Genomic DNA, 19,744 nt, shown 5'->3' with positions numbered 1-19,744 from the left:
ACATGTCTAATTGAGCTTTTTTCTACTAAATGAGCTTTGACTATTTTTTCTCTGAAATCTACTGAATATGCTTTCATTGGCTATCCAACGCCTTAATCTCTGTTCATCAATTGTACTATGATATAGCGCAAAGCGCTGTATCCCCATCCACCTGAAAATTATCAGCCTGATGCTCAACTGATGAATTCACATCAGGCTGTTGTTCCTTGGAATTGTAATCAGGTAACTGGTTCATGAATTAGTTTATAAACCCAGGAGAGAAGAACCAGCAGCCGCACCTAACCAACCCGCAACTTTAGAGATAATTGGCTTGGCTGTATCCCAGAAATTTTTACCGAGGTCAACCGTCTTACTCGCGGTTTCAAGAGTTTCTGCCACACTTTCCATGTTAGCGAGTGCGGTTTCTTTCTTCGGTTCCTCTTTTTCCGTTGCTTTTTTAGCAGCACCAAGATACATGGTGGCTTCTTCTTTGGTACCTTCCGGAAGTTCTGCTGCTCGAACCAGCTTGTCGAGTTCTGCTAATAGCTTAATAACATCAGCTTTTGTGAACTGTTCCTCAGCCGTTACAGAACCTTGACCTTGGGTTACTTGGTTATGGTTACCTTGAACAGTTTGGTTATTATCACCTTGAAGGTTATGGTCACCTTGAAGGTTACTGATATTGCCGCCGACAGAACCACCCACAGAAAATCCACCAGGATTGCTTGTCATATTCGTTACCTCTTGTATTTGATTGCTTGCATAAAAGTTTGGACGCTGTAGCGCCGTCTCTACCATAGTCTCTAAACTGGAAATTCGGCTATCTTTCTCAGCGAGTAATGCCTGTACTTCTGCCTCAGCTAAGGCTTTGATCTGATTATAAGTCGTAAAATACTCAGCATTCAGCTTAGAATGGTCAGCGTCAGGAGCAGTTGCTGCACGGAGTAAGAATTTATCTTTACCCCGTTTCTCCATCGCCACAATCTCTAACTCAGCCTCTGGGTTCTTTTCAGCTAACTGCTTGAAAGAAATTGCAATGGCGCGAGGGTCAACTCCCTGGTTATGATAGAAATCTAGAGTATCAACTATTGGTTTAATAAAATTAGCAAAATCCCCATCTTCAAACTCCTCTTCCCAGTTATCCGGTTTGCGACGTTGATTGGGGTCATCTTTAGTAGGTAAGCGCATGAAGACATACTGACATATAATCCCATGCAATTTTGTACTCCTTGTGATACCCCAATCTTCAATCGTGGCTCCCGTGAGCGTTGCACCCGTTAAATGAGCCTCATCTAATTGGGTTTGTATCAGTTTGGCTCTAGATAAGTCAGCATCTTGCAAGTTGGCTTCATTTAAATCAGCTCTGATGAAGCTAGCATCAGCCAGATTCGCTCCCTGTAGGTTGACCCCTCGCAGGGAAAGTTGGTCAAAGTTTTTATCCTGTCCCCGGAGCGTCCTGACCAATTCCCTGACTGATACACTACTCAAATAACTCGTTCCAGGACGCACGAGGTCAAGTTTGCTAGCATCGCGCCAACGGGTACTGGTGAGGATAGCTTTTCTGAAATCTGTACTCTTGAGCCTAGCTCTTGTAAAATCGGCATTAGTCAAGTTAGCACGCCTAAAGCTGGTTCCTCCTGTAGCGGCAAAGGCGATCACGATCATACGAATAAGCGCATATTTCTTATCTCCTTTGATGGCTTGCCAACCGAAGTAAGCACTAATTAATGTGAAGGCGAAGGCTAAGGTTCCAGCGACGGCATAGGCTCCGGTTCCAACGACGGCTTCGGCTTCGGCTCCGTTGACGACTCCGGTGACGGCTCCGGCGAAGGCCATAGCTCCGGCGAATACTACAGCTCCGGCGAAGGCAATAGCTCCGGCGAATACCACGGCTCCGGCGAAGGCCACGGCTCCAACAACAGCATAGGCGATGGCTCCAGCGACGACTCCGGCGCTCTCAAAGGTGATATCTCCAGTGATGACAACTGCAATAGCGACTGCGATTGTCACGGCTCCGGCGACGACTCCTAAAACTAGCCCTATACCTTGGCGAATAGTAATGAAAAAGAAGGAAAGAATTATTATTAAAGTGACCCAGCCTGAGATCTGATCCTTTATACTGGAGCTGTAAAATATCAGCCCCACCAAATAACCAGCCACTCCTGAGAGATATCCTGAGACTGACGATAGCAGCCAAGAGATAATGACGAAGAAAACTGCCCAACACCTCTGCAATCCAGCCTCCGCCCCGCAGAACTTAGCACCACTGAGATAAGCATTAGTAAAATTTGCCCCCCGGATATCCGCCTCACTAAAATCTGCACCGACGAGATTTATACCCTTGAACGATTGACCACGCAGATTTACACGGCGAAAATCCCTCTCCCCGGCTGCATATCGTCTCAGAACCTCATCAGCTTTCATGCCATTCGCTTTCGGTGTCAGTATGACTAAGAATATTGTCTAGGGTTAACTGTTAGTCCTTTCTGCCAACAGGTTGCTGAACATTAGCCTCCCTTAACCAACCCTTCCAACACCATCACCTTCGCCTCCAGAGACGCCACTCGTTCATTCAGAGGAATCTCCTCACTACACCCCATATAAGACGCCAAGGCATTAATCACCACCTCCGTCTTTGACAACCCCGTGCGTTCAATGTAGTCAGTCAGACGTTGGTTGAGATGGGTAGGAATGCGTATACCGAGTTGCACTGAGTTCATCTGGAAAACCGGAAAAAGATATTTTAATCTAGCAAATGCCTAGCGGAATTTGACAAGAGGCTTGTATCAAATCTTAAACGTTTCACCCTAACCCCTTGCCCATCAAAGCGATCGCACCCGTTGAGTCATTCCGCTGCAAGCCTTATCCTGTAGAGGATGTAGGGTTCAGAATCCGAGTTTTCAGTTAGCACCAACCGTCGTAGGGGCTTGGTAACCAAGCCCTATCCCAGAAAATCCGAATTCATCGCCCCGATTCGGCTTATACCAAATCCGGGTTAGCTATCCCCTTTATAGCGCTACGCGCTAGGCAATAGGCAATAGGCAACACCTCGACTTCGCTCGGTGTGTCATAGGCTTTCTTTGAAGAAAAACACTGACTCATCAAGGGATTGAGCGATTTAAATTTTTCTTTTTTTGTCCTAACCTTAGAGTGTAATGCTATATAATCTAGTCCGCGCAGGCGGACTTTGTTTGTGTAGCTGCGACTTCCAGTCGCCATTGCATCAAAGACGGATTCGGCTTACAGGTTGACAATCACCCCCTACAATAAAAGAACGCGCAGGCGTCGCCAACTCCCAGAGAAATCACCTCTTTATCTGAAATCTATGCCATGCCCCAGGTTATTGGTGTTACCAAAGCGATTACAAACTTAAACCAGGCGCATCATACCTTTCAATTGCAGCCGACAACCAACCCAACCTTCTTCCCCGAATGGCTAGAACCCTTGCCAGAACTCAGCCTAGGGGAAATTGAAAAGTGCGATCGCCTACGAACCCGCTATCGTTATTACCAAGCCGAAGGTGCGATTACCGAAAGTACCGTAAACCTAATTATAATTGCTCCAATTCTAGAACTATTAGGCTTGTACGATCCCCCCTATCTCATCAAAGGGGAAAAATACATCAAAATTGAAATCGAAGACAAAGACCAAATCCTAGAAGGACTCATTGATATTTTAGTCATGCAGGAGCGATTGTGGCTAATTCTTTTAGAAACCAAACGCTATGGTTTTAGTGTGATGCAAGCTTTACCCCAAACCCTCGCCTACATGATGTCTAACCCGACAACCGAGAATCCTGCTTATGGTTTAATCACCACCGGAGAAGATTACCTTTTTGTCAAACTAGACCCTCAGCAAAAAGAATATGATTTATCTGATAAATTTACCCTTTCAACTCGCCGTGAAAACCAACTGCATCGGGTGATTCAGATTTTAAAAAGACTCATAGAATAGAATAAAACTGTTAAGCACAAACGCCATTTATGGTAGGGGCACGGCATTGCCGTGCCCCTACAGGTAGCGCTTACAATAAATGGTGTTCTGGAGACACGGACAAACAGGTTTATGATGAGCGAAAAACAAAAAATGTTAGCGGGAGAGCTATATCTAGCATCTGACCCTGAATTAAAAGCATTACACAATCAAGCCTGTCATCTCACCCGCTTGTACAATGCCACAACTGAAGACGAAGTAGAAACGCGATCGCACCTTTTACAAAACTTATTTGGCAAGCTGGGATCTAATCCTCAAATTAGTCCTCCCTTTTACTGTGATTATGGCAGTAATATCTATGTTGGCGATAATCTCTATATGAACTATGGCTGTGTGATTCTCGACTGTAATACAGTTCACCTAGGCGATAACCTGTTATGTGGTCCCTATGTGCAGATCTATACCGCCTATCATCCCACCGATCCCGCCCAAAGATTAACTGGACGCGAACTCGCCGCCCCGATTAAAATTGGCAATAATGTCTGGATTGGTGGCGGTGCAATTATTTGTCCAGGTGTCACCATTGGCGATCACACAACCATTGGTGCGGGTAGCGTTGTGACCAAAAGTATTCCCGCCAATGTTATCGCAGCGGGAAACCCCTGTCGGGTTATTCGACAAGTGAGTCCAACTCAACCTCCAATCTTAGAAGTTTAACCCAAAAAAAAGCGATCGCTCTCTCTTGTTGAAAGAGAATAAACAGCGATCGCGTATTCTTATCTATCAGTGGCGTTGATTAAATAAAGACCCTTATCAAACACGTCACATAAATCTGAAAATGCACCCTAACATCCATCTGCTATCACTAAAGTTTCACTTACCAGTACCTGTTCGCGTAGAGCTATCTTGTTCAACGAATTGCTCCACTCAAACAGGTTTTGCCGTTCTACAAAACTTTGTCTAGATTAAAAACACAAAGCTTGAACAACCTAACGGCTGGTTGGATAAATGCGCCCTATCTAAATACCGTCAACATCAATCGTTCACAGCAATGGAATTTTCTTCTAGCTGTGAGAGTAAATTCCTTTACTGTAATACATCTAAGCAACCTTCTTTAGAAGGAATATTGACTATGGTAGAAAAGGATACAAGAATTGTCAACGCTTTCGTAATACACTGTATTATTTCTTCGATTAAATCGTCAAGACATGGACAAGGGAACAGAAAACCGGGAATAGAGAACAGTCAGGAGTTGACACTTGTTAATATTTCTTAATATTTTATGCCCGTTGAAACCATTGCCCATTGCCCATGACACACCGAGCGAAGTCGAGGTGTTCCCTATTCCCGATCCCCACCACAAGACTTATTCAGTAACCCCGAATTATAGTCGGGGCAATTTATGAATCACCCCGACTCATGATATGGAGTAATTGGGACGAACGTTGACACCTAAGCTGTTTGGGATTTCAACCTTAATCTCAATAATGGTGAAATCCTTCTAGGGTGAGCATCTTGCTCGCAACCCATTCCCAATTTAAATGGGTGACAGCTTAATCTCCCATCAAGCAACTCCGACTAACTTGGCGCTTAACTCCCACATCCGTTCCCCTTTTTGATCATCGCGGGCTTGGGGAGAAACCTTCTGCACAAAGGATTTACCCTCTTTCTTCTGTCGGTTCCCCCAGCTCCAATAGACACCGGATTGGCTATATTCAGGATCGGCAACGACGACAGCAACCCGTTCACCTGCTAACTCCTGGGACACATACCCACCCGTGATGTGTTTCTGGAACAAGGGAAAGATTTTCTGAAACAGGGGATAGTGATTGCGGAACAGGGGTGTATCCGCCACACATCCTGGATAAAGCGAACTGAAGACGATACCTGTTGATTCGTGATAACGCCGATGCAGTTCTCGCATAGTCAGAACGTTACAGACTTTGCTGTCTTTGTAGGCTTTGACGGGTTCAAACTTTTTGCCGTCAATCATCGAGTGAGGCTCTTTGAATCCCGCTTCAAACCCCTTGAGTTCCCCTAAGTCGGGACGCGGTGGAATCTTTCCACCCAATTCATCGGGATTGTGAGTCACCGTTCCCAAAATAACCAGCCGGGGAGACTCAGCCGAGGAATGCTTCAAATCCTCTAGCATCAGATGAGACAAGAGAAAATGTCCCAGGTGATTTGTGGCAACGCTCAACTCATACCCTTCTGGCGATCGCAGGGGTTCCTTGAGTAAGGGCATATAAATGGCAGCATTACAAACCAAGGCATCTAAGGATTTGCCGCTTTCCCGGAATTTGCTCACAAACTGGCGCACACTCTCTAAGCTACCCAAATCAATATGCATAATCGTGTAGCTGTCCTCCGGCATACCCACTTCTTGGGCAGCGTTTTGGGCTTTCTCTAAATTCCGACAAGCCATCACCACATGCCAGTTTCCCCGTTGCGCCAGGGCTTTGGCAGCATATAAACCCACCCCTGACGATGCACCCGTAATTACAACCGTTGATTTCTGATGTTGTTCCATTGGCTTTAAAACTCCGTTAACCACCGTTAACTGCTTTCTAGGATCTCATCCCACTGATCTACCGATTTTACAGTTGAGGAGATCCAGTTGATCAAAAAAGTTTCCGATGGATTGGGTAGAGAGGCAGAGGTAAAATTTGTGACCTCGCTCACCAAAGGGATTCTGTCTAGTCACGCTTACGCTTCATTGAAATTACTTATCCAGACCATACAGTATCACCTATCTTCTCGCCAATCATCACCTGGGTTGTGTTATTCAATGCCTAGATCTTTTCTTTACAATTCAATATATTTGTTAAAAGAAGTTTAGAAAATCCGTGACTTGTAGTTAATTAATAATTATCGGAAGATTAATAATGACTTATTACCAACTCTCTCATAACCAATCTCGGAACGGAGATAAATTGTCGTTAAAACTACGGTACAAAATGTTCAACTCAAAAACTGAGGATAAGTTTGAGGCGTGGATTACCCAAATAGAAGACGACTGGAACGATGAAATCGCTGCCTGTCTTCAGGGTCAATTTCCCGATTGGCGTAGCTAATCAGGAGTTGTCTTCGGCACGGTGAGAGTAATGAATAAACCTAGGGTATGAGGCGATAAGTGCAGGCATCTAGAATGCAGGAATCCCACCAGATAACGGGATTCCGCAATACTGTTAAAAGATAGTGAAGCCTGAAAAAAATACCCTGGACTTATCTCAAACTAATCTTAAGAGCTAAGCTATAGAACTCAACCTATGCCTATTCGACTTAGTTAGACATCTAAGAAAACCCGAGCGTGAGAGAGCGCTGGGTTGAGAAAAATGAGATGGTAGGTATTTATTAGAATAACACAAACTGCAACGGCATTGAGACGGCGGTGCATCAGCAGCCTCTGGAATAGGTCAAGTTCCATGACATTATCCGTTCTTTAGAATTGATTGATGCTCCCCTTCCAAATCCTCTTTAACCACCAGCAGGCTATTGGTTGGGCAACTGTGCCAATTCCCCGCAAATAAGGGTTCAGAGGCAATGAGGACAGCGTTAGGGTAATTAGGATCATCCCGTAACCAGTATAGGGTGGGCGCACTGCTACCCGATGCGTAGCGACTAGCAACGAGGCTATGCCCATCACTGATAATCACATTGGCAGAAAAGTTGACGTGGTAGGATTCGGCTAATTGGGTCAACTGGATCAAGGTTTGGGATAAAGCTTTCTCTAAGGAAGAATCGGGAACCGTTTGGAGTTCATTGACAAGGAGGGCAAAAATATGCTCAGAATCAGTCGTACCGTAGATTGACTGGTAAATTTCATCACTCAGGCGATCGCGAATGGGTCGATAGAGCGTTTGGCGGAATCGTCCGATAAAACCATTGTGAATGAATAAAGTGCGATAGTCCAGTGATGAACTATATTATTAAAAATCCTGAAGATATTATTCAATTACTGCTCGAACATCTCCAGATGACGGGTTTAGCCGTACTGATTGCGATCGCGATCGCACTGCCGTTATCGGTGCTGATCACTCGCTACCGTTGGCTGAGTATCCCAGTCGTGGGTATTCTGGGCATCCTCTACACCATACCCAGTCTGGCGCTAATTATTCTGCTTGTACCACTTTTGGGGTTAAATCGCCAATCAGTCGTGGTAGCGATGATTCTCTATACCCAGGTGATTCTAGTCCGCAATTTTTTAGTCGCCTTACAATCGATTGATCCGAAAATTTTAGAAGCCGCACGCGGGATGGGGATGAATGCTTGGCAACGCTGGTGGTGGGTACAAGTTCCCCTAATTTTACCCATTGGTATTGCTGGAATCCGTTTGGCAACCATTGTCGCGATCGCGATTTCCACAATTGGTGCTAAGTTTGGGGCGGGAGGATTGGGAGTCCTCCTGTTTGATGGGGTTTCTCAGAGTCGCTACGATAAGATTTGGGCGGGGGCAATTACCGTGGCGATTCTGGCATTTGCTTTAAATGGTATCTTGTTAGGATTACAATGGCTATCGAATCCGCAACGAAAAATCAAGCTGATGAGTGAGGGTTGAATCCAGTATCGATAACAAAATCTAAAGAAAAATCAGGTTGTGTCGATAAACGAAAAACTACTGGTACTATCGCTTTGCCATCAATCAATCTGCCGTAAATCATTTAACAGTACGCTCAATCGCACCACCAAAGCTAACCGCAACATCATAACCAATCCGCATCGTAAATAACCTTGCGTTTGGTTTATTTTGCTTTAATTTTAATGCTGTTTCTACGCCAGTTTTATCAATTCCATATTCGCCTGTTTCAGAATCAATTACAATCATTTTGCCAATGTTATCGCCATACTCAACTTGTTGACGAATGCCATTTTCGTAAAATTGTTTAGCTCTGTGGGCAACTTCTTCTACACTCCAAAAAATAGCCTGCATTATAACTATACCTGCTTGGTGCTTTTTTAATTATTATATCGTCTCTTTAGAGTCGGAGAGTTTCAAACGCTGTGTGAGGATGTCAATCGTTGTAAAGCAGTCAAACTCACCTCCGCCACTAATGCCAATATTGCCACTGGAATGGCACCAACTAATAGAATGCTTTGATCATAAAGCGCAAACCCCAATACAATAAAACTTCCCAATCCCCCTGCACCAATAAAAGCAGCCAGAGTCGCACTGGCAATCACTTCAACTGTCGCGGTTTTAATCCCAGCAATAATTACGGGTAAAACTAACGGGATTTCGATTTGTTGCAGAATTTGCCTAGGAGACATCCCCATCCCTTTGGCGGCTTCGATGATAGTGGGTTCAATAGTGCGAAAGGCAACATCTGTGCTGATCAAAATCGGTGGTAGTGCTAAAAGTGTCAACGCTACCGCCGCCGATTTGAAACTTAGCCCCAAATAGGGAATGGCAACGAATAAAATCGCTAAGCTGGGAATGACTCGTAAGCCATTGACGGTATTAATCAAGACAGTTGAGGCAGTGCGCGATCGCGCACTCAGCAGCCCTAACGGTAAACCCAGCACCAAGCTGATTGTCAGTGGCACGAGTACCAATAGTAGATGTTGCCCTAGGGCTTCCCTAAAGTTGTCTGGATGACTAGCAATATAATTGAGGACTTCAGTAAATTTCTGAAACATTTGAGTTTTTTAGCCATTAACGTTTATCATACAGTCATTCTGCCCGTGCCAGTGGCTGTAGTGATCAGGCTATCTGCCCCAGTGTTTATCCCTACAACCAGGATTTTACTTGGTTTTCATGCTGTCATGTCAAGTTTTTTATCTTTCCCTGCACTATAGATCCTACGCTTACGGAATTCGGAAAAAATCTTGGACAAGAAACTGAGATGTTCCGACGTTGGTGTTTCAGCGGGATGTCTAGATAGATTTTGAGGCATCTGTTGACATTTCGGTTATTGTCAATTGTCGGAACCAACTCATGAGTATAAAAGTCATTGTTTTTGATTTTGATGGCACTTTAGCGGATACTTTCAACGCGATCGTCCAGATCGCGAACCGTTTAGCGGACGACTTTGGATATAAACCGTTGATGCCATCAGATATTGAGAGAGTTAGAAATTTAAGCGCTCGCCAGATTATTAAAGAATCAGGAGTTCCATTATTCAAGATTCCTTTTTTGCTGAAGCGGATTCAATCAGAATTACATCAGGATATTGAATCGTTCAAGCCTGTTGCTGGAATCCCTGAGTTGTTAAAGGAGTTGAAAAATCAAGGAAAAATTATCGGCATCTTAACCTCAAACAGCGAAGACAATGTTAAGGAATTCCTAAAGATACATAGTTTAGACTGTTTTTTTAGTTTTATTTGTTCAGAGCCTTCAATTTTCGGTAAATCACGCGCTTTAATAAACTTGATCAAATATCACTACTTTCAATCTAACTCTCTTATGTATATAGGAGATGAAACGCGAGATATCTCCGCCGCCAAGAAGATTAACATAAAGGTGATAGCCGTAACTTGGGGATTTAATTCGTTCAGTGTATTAAACCAATACAATCCTGATTTTTTAGTTGACCATCCTGGTGATGTATTAAACATTATCGCACAATGGGATTAAGTTTATATGGAAAAAGGCAATAGGCAATAGGCAATAGCAGGAGAGAGATGCGTCTGTCCATCTCTCTCTCACCCCATCTCCCCATCTACTCTATCTGCTACCTTTGAACACAACTTGGTATGAATTCCTGGCGGGTTAACGCTGTCACTTAGCGAGCGAGACGCTCGCACTACTGTTTCCTCGTGTCTTGGAGCCTTTTTCTTCTGCCTTGTCCCCGATCAAAACAGGGGGAGTTGATCTCGATTGAGTATAGATCCGCGATCGCGCTGCTTGACACATCGGCAATGAAGTGAAGAAACAATATTAGCTGAAATCCTTTAACCAAAGGGGTTACAGCATTTTTTATGGCGAGAAATTACAGGTATGACTGGAAAACCGAAGGCGTAACAGCGGATGCTCTAAAAAAAATTTTGCCAAAGGACTTGCCAAATCATCCCTTTAGTGGGTAAGATTAGTAATCGTGGCAAGCATTGAAGTCATGATCCTCAGTAGCTCAGTGGTAGAGCGGTCGGCTGTTAACCGATTGGTCGCTGGTTCGAATCCGGCCTGGGGAGTTAATCAATAACTTATTGTAGATGCCCAACACCAAAGTTGTTGCTCGGCGTTGGGAACGTTGGGAAAAATAGAAGTTCACTCTCCTCGATCATAAAGGAGTTGGGCTAACTGATTTCGTAATAAGGCTTCTTGCTGAGTCTCACCGATCGCATTGGCAAGAGCGATCGCTTGTTCGTAAAATTGCTTCGCTTTCACTACATTGCCTCTGGCGAGGTAAAATTCGGCAAATAATCTCAGTGTAACTAGCTCTCGGCTTAAGCTTTCCTGTTCTTGGGCTAAGGCGAGATGCTGATTCAGGTATCGAATCGCCAGCAAATCTGGACCAATGATGCTGTAGGATTTCGCTAATCCCCGCAAGGCGCGAAACTGATTGGAAATATCCTGGCTATCTTGTGCCAGTTGTAAAGTATAGCGATAGGAGCCAATTGCATCTTTGTAGGAGGCGATCGCGAAATAGGCATCCCCTAAATTATTACGAGTATTTGCCTCTCCCAAGGGATCGCCTAATCGCCGCCGCAAGGTTATCGCCGCTTTATACTGCTTAATCGCCTCTAAATAATCACCCGCACGAGCCGCGACTAAACCCAGGTTGCTTAAACTAAGTCCTTCCCCTTCGCGATCGCCTACTGTGCGAGCAATGGTTAGAGCTTCAGCAAAGCTTTCTTGAGCAGCGTTCAGATCATTTGATTGTACCAGTACAGTACCCACGTTATTCAATGCATAAATTTGTCCCTGAAAATCTTGGAGGAAACGAGCAACCCCTAACCGACGGCGCAGAGACTCTTCGGCTTGGGAAAAGCGTCCCAAATCAGCGTAAGCGAGACCGATATAATTGTAAGCTAAGCCCTGTCCTTCAAAATCGCCAATTTTTTGATAAAGATCCAACGCCTGTTGCCAATAGGCGATCGCTTTTTGTAAATTTGCTTGGCGTTTTGCCTCTCCTCCTAACCGCAACAGTACATCTGCCTCATTTCGTGCTTCCCGTTGAATCGTGCTATCTAAGGGAATTGTTAATTGATCTTGTAAGTCAAAACCCGTGTCATTGGAGACGGTTTGACTTTGAGCCGGGTTACTCGCCAGCAGTACCGCCCCAGAAATCAGAGCCATCGCTGTGCGACGAATCACCTTCACCGAGAGATATCCTCTGTTCATGATCGGGAGATTTTTTGATCGGGATAAAAAATTTCTATCTTTAGTTTAAACGGGGACAGCCTTGGATTCGGACTTGCCATCGGCATGATCCACCGCTTCCTGCGCTTCCTGTAAGTAAATCTCGCGAATATCATCGGGTAAGTTTGCCTCTAATAGCTGATACCCTTGCTGGAGTTGACGTCTGACTTGAGCGGGTGCGATCGCTTCGCCTTCGGCTTGTAAATAAGCAGCGATGCGGGTTTCACTCCACTTAAAGGTTAACGCCATGATGATGATTAACCGCATGAGCGCAGGTAACTGCTCTAATGCCGCCTCCAGGTAACACCATAATGGCGGTGGTGCGGCTTGCAGGGTATAGTGAATAGACTCCACTGGGGGTAACTCCGCTTGATTGATGCAGACGGCTGTCATGTTAATCAGCCAGCTTTGGAAGGTATTGGATTCACTCGCCGCCTCTTTGATGAAATCCATTCCCCGCAATTCATAGAAAATATGACGCCAAGTAAGGGCAAAGAGGTAGTCAGCTTGCACAGGCGATCGCGCCGAATGACGAATTAAGGTATAGACTATCGGACTATAGCGGCAAAAAATCGCCGTGAAATACTTGCCCTGTTCCGGATAGCGCTGAAACAGCGTCACCAATTCGCGATCGCTGTAGTGAAACAGGGATTTGACTAGCGGATGGTTGGATTCAGAAAAATGTGGAATATGCACAGTCTTTACGTTCTAGCTAGAATTCCGAATGCGCGGCGTTAACGCTCAAGTAGATGCCTCCCTTATGCCGGTGTTATCCCTTTGGTCAAGGATTTAACGGTGAGTTGCTGATGCCTGTCATACTTAGCGTGTAAGTTATACGTACCAGAGGATTAGCATAGCTTGTTGAGCTTAGCTAAAATTAGTAACATCTAGTAACATCTGTAGGACATCAGATGGTATTCATCATAAACCTGTAACAGGACAACCGATTCATCAAACTTAAATCAACTCAACATAGCTTGTCAGAATGATTCTATCAGTTGATATTATTGCCTTTCGACTACCGCTCCTGCCTTTGGGTGCTTTTTTACCGTCTCTGCCATTAGATAGCCTTTTTTCCACCCAAGGCATTATGGTTATGCTCTTGGCAGCTTACGCGGTGGCGATGTGGATGTTTCTCACCAGTGCGCCAAAAGTACATACCATTATGGTGTCTGATTTGGAGGTGGCACGGCAGTTTTACGAAGGCTTGCTGGAATTGTCCGCAGCGGAAGTTCCCCTACATTACTACTACAACTATGAGCAAACCCTAGGTGCAACAGGGATCGATCCCCTCTATCTATCCACCAATACCGGAACCACGAGTGCGACTCAACTACAAGGAACCGAGGGACTTTGGTATCAGCTAAAAAAAAATACCCAACTCCATGTCATTTCCGGTGCCAGCTATGGGAATAAAAATCGACACCGCCATGTCTGCTTTGATCATGATTGCTTAGAACAAGTGTTGATGCGGGTACAAATGCGACGCCTCAAGTATAAGGTTCGCGCTCAAAAACCGTTGAATTTTTTAGTCAAGGATTTAGAGGGGCGCGTTATTGAAATGGCTGAAGTCTCGAATTAAGGCATGATGATTATCGCTTAAGCGGTGAAGGAATGAAAGGGTTTTCATCAAATCCGCGACGATTAGTTTTACTCTCGTCACTTTTTTTTATCTTTCCACAGCTAGCGGTGGGGAAGAAGTAGAGACATTCCACCGGAAAGTCTAGTCTGTCAATTGTCGGGGCGGGCGCGAGCCGTTTAATGGTGGAATCCTACCGATAACCTCTCAACAAAACCCGCACCTCGTCATAAAAGGGAGGTATAAGTAGCGAATGTTACCATTTGGTAGGATTTTGGGTCGAGCCGTTGTTCAGTGGCGATCGCGTCGTTGCCGTTAAGTTGATCAGCCATGATCAACCAAGGAACATTGATCTGTTCCGACAATAGTGTATTATAATTTTTGCCAGCCTAGTATATTTCGGATAATTAGCCAATCTAAATTGTCATTAAACGTTGATATTTGCCCGATTTAAGCTTGACAAATTTTAGAGTTTAAGCACTAAGAAGACTGACACTAATTTTTGTTTACAAAAAATAAAGAAAAAATATTAACTAATTTAAATAATTGTGAATTAGTAAAATACAACACGATTTTTCTGATACAAATAAACCTAGGAAATATTTCTTATGGCAAACGCAAGTTCACGCTGATAGAGTGTAGAAGGTGCTGATATGAATGAAAAGAGTTACGAATTGGAATCTGAACTGAAAACGTTGAACCACGTCTATCAAACATTATCTGAAGTCAATCCTCACATGAATGATGAGCATTATGGTCTAGAATCCCTGGGGTTAAGGAACCTTGGTCATCTGTATCACAATCTCCCGGTTCCCCAGCTTATTGAAGAATCCCTAAAACGTCATGAAGGCGTTCTCGCTGCCAATGGCGCTCTTTGTGTAGAAACAGGCAAATACACCGGACGTTCTCCTGCGGATAAATTCATCGTTGATGAGCCAGGGCTGCATGAGGAAGTGAACTGGAATAAAGTCAACGTTCCCATCTCCCAGGAAAAATTTGACTTACTCTATAAACAGATGTTGGCTTATTTGCAAGGCAGAGATCTGTTTATCTTTGATGGATATGTCGGCGTTGATCCGCAATACCGCCTGGGTGTACGAGTTATTAACGAACTCGCCTCGCAAAATTTGTTTGCCCATCAAATGTTCCTCCGCCCCACTCCAGAGGAACTGAACACTCATAACCACGAATTAACAATTATTGCGATTCCTGGTTTACAGGGAGACCCAGAAATTAATGGTATCCATAGTGAAGCCTTTATTGTCGTCAGCTTTGCCAAACGGCTGGTTTTGATCGGCGGTTCGCGCTATGCCGGTGAAACCAAAAAGTCGGCATTCTCATTCATGAATTATCTGATGACGAAGCGCGATGTTCTGCCCATGCATTGTTCCGCCAACATGGACAAAAAAGGGAACACCGCGTTATTCTTTGGACTTTCGGGTACAGGGAAAACCACCTTATCAGCTGATCCCACACGGCATCTGATTGGGGATGACGAACATGGATGGTCAGAACGAGGTGTCTTTAACTTTGAGGGAGGCTGCTACGCCAAAACCATTCGGCTGTCGCGGACGAATGAACCCCAGATTTGGTCAGCGATTCGCTTCGGGTCAATGATGGAAAACGTGATGCTTGACCCAGAAACCCGCATTCCCAACTATGATGATGGTCGCCTCACTGAAAACACACGAGTCGCGTATCCGGTCGATTATATTCCCAATTGTGTCATTCCGGGTATTGGTGGTCATCCCAAAACCGTGATTTTCCTTACCGCCGATGCTTTTGGTGTATTACCCCCCATCACCAAGCTGACCAACAATCAGGCAATTTTCCACTTCATGTCAGGTTACACCAGCAAACTGGCAGGTACAGAACGGGGAATTACGGAACCCCAAGCCACATTCTCCGCTTGTTTCGGTCAACCGTTCCTTCCCCTGTCGCCAACCGTTTACGGCGAGATGTTATTTGAACGACTGGTTAAACATGATGCCAATGTCTATTTAGTCAATACAGGATGGACGGGTGGACCTTACGGCGTTGGTACACGTATCCGGATTCAAGACAGTCGCGCCATGGTTGCAGCGGCGTTAAGTGGGGAGTTAGAACAAGTGAAATTCTATCACCATCCCATCTTCAAGATTTTAGTGCCAGAAACGGTTCCTGGGGTTGACAGCAGCATACTTGATCCGCAAAATACCTGGAGTGATCCCCAAGCCTATGAGAAGCAAGCGAAGGATTTGGCGAAACGATTTGTGAACAACTTCAAGAAGTTTCCCAATGCACCGCGTGAAGTGAAGGAAGCAGCACCTGTTTTTGAGTAACTGTTTCGATGTCTTCCCGTAACAACCTTTACTGATTACTGTAGGGTTGTTGCGGACAAGAACCTGAACGGGTAAGGATGCCTAGCTGTCATTGGTGTCAACTGAAGCAAACCAATAATCGTGTAGAGACGTAGCATGCTACGTCTCTACATTTCTAAGGTCATTTCTAAGGTCATTATTATCTTCAGGGGCAGGCTTTAGCGATAATGTTTGGGAAAAAACCGATAACTACACTAAACCCACCCCTCTAGGGGAAGCATGTAGAGACGCGACTGTCTTCAACAGTTGAGGAAACCCTAGCGTGAGAGAGCGCTGGGGCACATAGAAGGACTAGACTTCACTAGATTATCACAAAACATGACCGAACAGTTTACGCGATAGTTTACGCGATCGCTTGCACCTTCGGACATAGGGCGACCCGATCGGATTGAGTGGACTACCGTTGAGAATTAATGCAAGCGGGTCGCCCCTACATGGACATTGATGCGCTGCGGATCGCTCCTAAATGACCAATGAACCATGAACTATGAACCATGAACCATGACCAATCCCATAACGATAACTTTTCGATTTATCGGTTGAGTTTTAAATTGCTCCATCACCCCATCATCCCATCACCCCTTGAGCAACGCGGCAAACGGCTCATGTCCCCGTAGATGATCAAAATCTGAGTCAGTTTGGGCTAAGGTGAGATATTCGCTGGGATTCAGGCGAATCGCGGCTTGTAAACTCGCGATCGCACTTTCCTGATTTCCCAGTAAGGCATAGCAGCAGGCTTGATTGTACCAGGCGTATTCGTCGTCTGGATCAGAGTCTAATACCTGTTCATAACTTGCCACGGCTTCGGGATATCGAGCCAGTTTCCGTAGTAGTTCCCCGCGCTGATACCAACTCCAGGGGTCAGTGGGTTTGATTTCCAACGCCCGATCATAGCTAGCTAAGGCGTCTTCTAAGCATCCCCATCGTCGCAGGGAATCTCCCCGTCGGTACCATGCCCAATAATCATCGGGTTGGGTTTCTAAGGCTTTTTCATAACTGGCAATTGCCTCTCCATACCGTGCCAAATGCCGCTGGGCGTCACCTAAGCGATACCAACTCCAGTAATCGGTTGGTCTACTCTTCAGGGCTTCCTCAAAGGAGGTAATCGCTTCCTTGTACCAATCTAAATCTTCTAGAGCGACCCGTCCCCGATTGTACCAAGCCCAATAGTCATCGGGTCGAGTATCCAGGGCGTGATCATAACTTGCGATCGCGTCTTCGTAACGTTGTAATTCCCGCAGTACCTTGGCGCGTTGACACCAACTCCAATAATCAGTGGGCTTTTCGGCTAAAGCTTGGTCATAACTGCTTAACGCTTCCGAGTAGTGTCCCAAGGCATCTAAAACATCGGCTCGCCAGTACAGCGCCCAAAAATCATGGGGCTTGTAGTCTAAAGCCCGATTATAGCTGGTCAGAGCATCTTCATAGCGCCCTTCATCGCGCAATCCATGCCCTTGATTTAACCAATCTCTATAGCTATCAGGTCTGCACTCTAGCACTCTGTAGATAGTGTGAGTAGGTGTCTGCCTCATCGATAATGTCGTACTCATAGTGTGAACTACCTACATCAAATCAAAGATTCAAATCAAAGATTATGATGCAGGCTTCGCGTCTCATCCGCCGATGCCTCAATACCCGAAAGTATATCGGTCTTACTCAGCGTCTCTGGTTAGTTATCTAACCTTTATCTCCTATTAAGAGAACCCGCGCAGCCGCCCTGGTTCCCAAGGCAGAATACTCTTTTTTGCCGCTTGGTTTTCGCGGTTTGGGGCTAGAACTCTAGCCTATTTACTTTAGTATAACATATCAAGTAATTGATGGTAATGTGTGAAAAGCATAAGTTTCTAAAAATAAGTTTTTTCTCTCTGGCGATTCATCCCAACGCTGACGTAAAAGTATAGCGCGGGACTTCTCGCCCAATCAAGTTAAATTATGTAACGGATACTTGAGTGGTAACTAATGACCAATGACTAATGACCACTGACCAATGACAAATAACTAATGTTACCCACACCACTGTTAATTTATCGACAAAATGGGGAAGAGATCATCCCCAAGCGCTTACCGATTAACCCACGCACCTGTGATATTGCCACGGATTTAATTACCTGTTTTCGGGAAGCGGTAGGTCATACTCAAGGCAAACTCAATAGCCAGCTTTCTGAATTAGAAGGGGATAGCCCGGATTACCGCCTTAAACGGGGACTAACGCATCTGCTCAAAAATAACTTCAGTACCTTTGAAATCGTTAGTCCCCTAGAACCGAAAGAACTGCGACAACGGGTTTTTACCCTATCTGCTCAATCCCTCCCCTGTCGCGCTGCTACAGAAGCTACCCTAGAAACCCTCAGTAGTACGCTTACTCAAGAATTACACCAAGAGGTGCTACCGTCGCAAATTCGCACAGGGCTGTATGCGGATTTGCCGGAAAATCGGATTCTCACCCAGTTTGATGATCCCGCCCCAGAAGCCTTGCTGCACCGTTACAACTTATCTCAAGTCCAGGGGATTTTCTACAAAGCCTCTGAGATGATTCTCAATGCTCATCGGAATGTACCGGGAGAGTATAAGTTACTGTTTCGTTATTTAAAGTTATTTGGCTTAATGACGTATATCGAAGGCGATGCCGATCATGGGTTTACGATTACTATAGATGGACCAGCGAGTTTATTTAAAACCAGTACCCGCTATGGACTTGCGATCGCGAAACTGATTCCGGCGCTACTCCATGTTACCCGTTGGAGTCTCAAAGCCACGTTACAAATGCGTGATCCCTACACGGGAACGTGGAAATCCGGACGGTTCAGTCTCAACGATAAATGTGGGTTGGTCACTCATTATCCCCCGGGTAAGCCTTACGATAGTATGATTGAGGCATCCTTTGCCAACCGTTGGGACTCGCTGAAAACGGAGTGGATATTGGAGCGAGAAGTGGATCTGATTCCGATTCCGGGGAGTGTGATGATTCCCGATTTTCGTCTGGTGCATCCCGATGGGCGAGATATGTTATTGGAAATTGTTGGGTTTTGGCGTCCCGACTATCTGCAAAAGAAATTTTCTCAAGTCCGGCGGGCGGCTTGTGATAATTTGATTTTGGCAATTTCTGAGCGACTTAATTTGGATAAAGCCGGGGTTAAGCTTGAACGTGTACCTGCCCAAATTATTTGGTTTAAGGATAAGTTATCACCCAAGGCGGTACTAGAGGTTTTAGATCAATGAACGGTGATTTCCGTAGGGGCGCACCGAATTGAAACTCAAAATGATTATTTGATTACGGTAAAAAGAATCAAAGAAAATTGTACAATCGTCTTAAGGAGTTAGGGATACAGCCTCAAATTTCGACTCCTCTGAAAAAACACCTACAGGTTGTCGCATCTGAACCTAGAAATTGGCATGATTGGGAAGAAGATGAGTGCGGTAGCGCTCTCTGTTGTTAACCGCTACCGAGCAAAGTTGACACTCACCGCCCTATAAGGACGGTGATTCTTTCATCGTAGGGATTCCAATGAATTTACCCTCAGAAAGCATCTTGACCGTGTGTCCCACGGCTGCAAGTCCTCTTATACAGACTATTTGTGCGGCTGCTACATCTCT

At 45.1% G+C, this 19,744-nt stretch carries 17 protein-coding genes, 1 tRNA gene and 2 pseudogenes; 9 read left to right on the top strand and 11 right to left on the bottom strand.

Annotated elements, in window-relative coordinates:
* Nucleotides 1–243: 243 nt before the first annotated feature.
* Both RIG27_RS20270 and RIG27_RS20265 read right to left on the bottom strand, forming a co-directional pair.
* Nucleotides 244–2,403, bottom strand: a complete 2,160-nt coding sequence (locus RIG27_RS20270) for a pentapeptide repeat-containing protein (protein WP_446348119.1) — start codon at nt 2,401–2,403, stop codon at nt 244–246.
* An 83-nt stretch (nt 2,404–2,486) separates the two neighbouring features.
* Nucleotides 2,487–2,690, bottom strand: a complete 204-nt coding sequence (locus RIG27_RS20265; protein ID WP_446348117.1) for a DNA-binding domain-containing protein — start codon at nt 2,688–2,690, stop codon at nt 2,487–2,489.
* A gap of 619 nt (nt 2,691–3,309) precedes the next feature.
* On the opposite strand from RIG27_RS20265, the gene RIG27_RS20260 reads away from it, so the two are divergent.
* Both RIG27_RS20260 and RIG27_RS20255 read left to right on the top strand, forming a co-directional pair.
* Nucleotides 3,310–3,933 carry a type I restriction endonuclease subunit R gene (locus RIG27_RS20260; protein WP_446348115.1) on the top strand — a complete coding sequence of 208 codons (624 nt, stop codon included), beginning with the start codon at nt 3,310–3,312 and terminating at the stop codon, nt 3,931–3,933.
* A 111-nt stretch (nt 3,934–4,044) separates the two neighbouring features.
* Nucleotides 4,045–4,629 (top strand): sugar O-acetyltransferase, encoded by a 585-nt coding sequence (locus RIG27_RS20255; protein WP_446348113.1) that lies wholly within the window; start codon nt 4,045–4,047, stop codon nt 4,627–4,629.
* Nucleotides 4,630–5,476: 847 nt separating this feature from the next.
* Here RIG27_RS20255 and RIG27_RS20250 read toward each other — a convergent pair.
* Complete coding sequence (locus RIG27_RS20250; RefSeq protein WP_446343626.1) at nt 5,477–6,442, bottom strand: protochlorophyllide reductase; 966 nt, start codon at nt 6,440–6,442, stop codon at nt 5,477–5,479.
* A gap of 355 nt (nt 6,443–6,797) precedes the next feature.
* On the opposite strand from RIG27_RS20250, the gene RIG27_RS20245 reads away from it, so the two are divergent.
* Nucleotides 6,798–6,986, top strand: coding sequence for a hypothetical protein (locus RIG27_RS20245; RefSeq protein ID WP_446348111.1), 189 nt, complete (start codon nt 6,798–6,800; stop codon nt 6,984–6,986).
* A 357-nt stretch (nt 6,987–7,343) separates the two neighbouring features.
* Here the strand turns inward: RIG27_RS20245 and RIG27_RS20240 are convergent, their stop codons facing one another.
* Entirely contained in the window at nt 7,344–7,805 is a 462-nt protein-coding gene (locus RIG27_RS20240; RefSeq protein ID WP_446348123.1) for a class II glutamine amidotransferase, read from the bottom strand.
* Nucleotides 7,806–7,828: 23 nt separating this feature from the next.
* Between RIG27_RS20240 and RIG27_RS20235 the strand changes: the two genes are divergently transcribed.
* Entirely contained in the window at nt 7,829–8,470 is a 642-nt protein-coding gene (locus tag RIG27_RS20235; protein WP_446348121.1) for an ABC transporter permease, read from the top strand.
* On the opposite strand, the pseudogene RIG27_RS20230 reads toward RIG27_RS20235, so the two are convergent.
* From RIG27_RS20230 to RIG27_RS20220, 3 genes and pseudogenes are all read right to left on the bottom strand, one after another.
* Nucleotides 8,466–8,573 (bottom strand): annotated as a pseudogene (locus RIG27_RS20230) (clan AA aspartic protease); the annotation flags it as partial. The gene RIG27_RS20235 and the pseudogene RIG27_RS20230 overlap by 5 nt on opposite strands.
* On the bottom strand, nt 8,570–8,842 hold the full coding sequence (locus RIG27_RS20225) for a hypothetical protein (RefSeq protein ID WP_446348109.1): 273 nt from the start codon (nt 8,840–8,842) through the stop codon (nt 8,570–8,572). The gene RIG27_RS20225 and the pseudogene RIG27_RS20230, both read right to left, overlap by 4 nt.
* A gap of 62 nt (nt 8,843–8,904) precedes the next feature.
* On the bottom strand, nt 8,905–9,549 hold the full coding sequence (locus RIG27_RS20220; protein ID WP_446348107.1) for an ABC transporter permease: 645 nt from the start codon (nt 9,547–9,549) through the stop codon (nt 8,905–8,907).
* A 298-nt stretch (nt 9,550–9,847) separates the two neighbouring features.
* Here RIG27_RS20220 and RIG27_RS20215 point away from each other — a divergent pair, with 298 nt between their 5' ends.
* Together RIG27_RS20215 and RIG27_RS20210 are read left to right on the top strand one after the other, a co-directional pair.
* Nucleotides 9,848–10,486 (top strand): HAD-IA family hydrolase, encoded by a 639-nt coding sequence (locus tag RIG27_RS20215; RefSeq protein ID WP_446348105.1) that lies wholly within the window; start codon nt 9,848–9,850, stop codon nt 10,484–10,486.
* Between the two features lie 482 nt (nt 10,487–10,968).
* A tRNA-Asn gene (locus tag RIG27_RS20210) sits at nt 10,969–11,040 on the top strand.
* 76 nt (nt 11,041–11,116) lie between these two features.
* On the opposite strand, the gene RIG27_RS20205 is transcribed toward RIG27_RS20210, so the two are convergent.
* Entirely contained in the window at nt 11,117–12,193 is a 1,077-nt protein-coding gene (locus RIG27_RS20205; RefSeq protein ID WP_446348103.1) for a tetratricopeptide repeat protein, read from the bottom strand.
* A gap of 45 nt (nt 12,194–12,238) precedes the next feature.
* Nucleotides 12,239–12,907, bottom strand: a complete 669-nt coding sequence (locus tag RIG27_RS20200) for an RNA polymerase sigma factor (RefSeq protein ID WP_446343636.1) — start codon at nt 12,905–12,907, stop codon at nt 12,239–12,241.
* A gap of 289 nt (nt 12,908–13,196) precedes the next feature.
* Between RIG27_RS20200 and RIG27_RS20195 the strand changes: the two genes are divergently transcribed.
* Both RIG27_RS20195 and pckA read left to right on the top strand, forming a co-directional pair.
* Nucleotides 13,197–13,793 (top strand): glyoxalase-like domain protein, encoded by a 597-nt coding sequence (locus tag RIG27_RS20195; RefSeq protein WP_446348101.1) that lies wholly within the window; start codon nt 13,197–13,199, stop codon nt 13,791–13,793.
* Nucleotides 13,794–14,443: 650 nt separating this feature from the next.
* Nucleotides 14,444–16,111: a phosphoenolpyruvate carboxykinase (ATP) gene (gene pckA / locus RIG27_RS20190; RefSeq protein WP_446348099.1), complete on the top strand. Its 1,668-nt coding sequence runs from the start codon at nt 14,444–14,446 to the stop codon at nt 16,109–16,111.
* Nucleotides 16,112–16,725: 614 nt separating this feature from the next.
* On the opposite strand, the gene RIG27_RS20185 is transcribed toward pckA, so the two are convergent.
* Nucleotides 16,726–17,700 carry a tetratricopeptide repeat protein gene (locus RIG27_RS20185; RefSeq protein ID WP_446348097.1) on the bottom strand — a complete coding sequence of 325 codons (975 nt, stop codon included), beginning with the start codon at nt 17,698–17,700 and terminating at the stop codon, nt 16,726–16,728.
* 451 nt (nt 17,701–18,151) lie between these two features.
* Here RIG27_RS20185 and RIG27_RS20180 point away from each other — a divergent pair, with 451 nt between their 5' ends.
* Complete coding sequence (locus tag RIG27_RS20180; RefSeq protein ID WP_446348095.1) at nt 18,152–19,369, top strand: DUF790 family protein; 1,218 nt, start codon at nt 18,152–18,154, stop codon at nt 19,367–19,369.
* Between the two features lie 249 nt (nt 19,370–19,618).
* Here the strand turns inward: RIG27_RS20180 and RIG27_RS20175 are convergent.
* Nucleotides 19,619–19,744, bottom strand: a pseudogene (locus RIG27_RS20175) (RNA-guided endonuclease InsQ/TnpB family protein); the annotation flags it as partial.

The organism is Coleofasciculus sp. F4-SAH-05, from assembly GCF_040222985.1.
Classification (GTDB): Bacteria; Cyanobacteriota; Cyanobacteriia; order Cyanobacteriales; family Coleofasciculaceae; genus Coleofasciculus; species Coleofasciculus chthonoplastes.
Note: the sequence above shows the minus strand (reverse complement) of the source record. Positions and strands in the feature narration are given on the sequence as shown.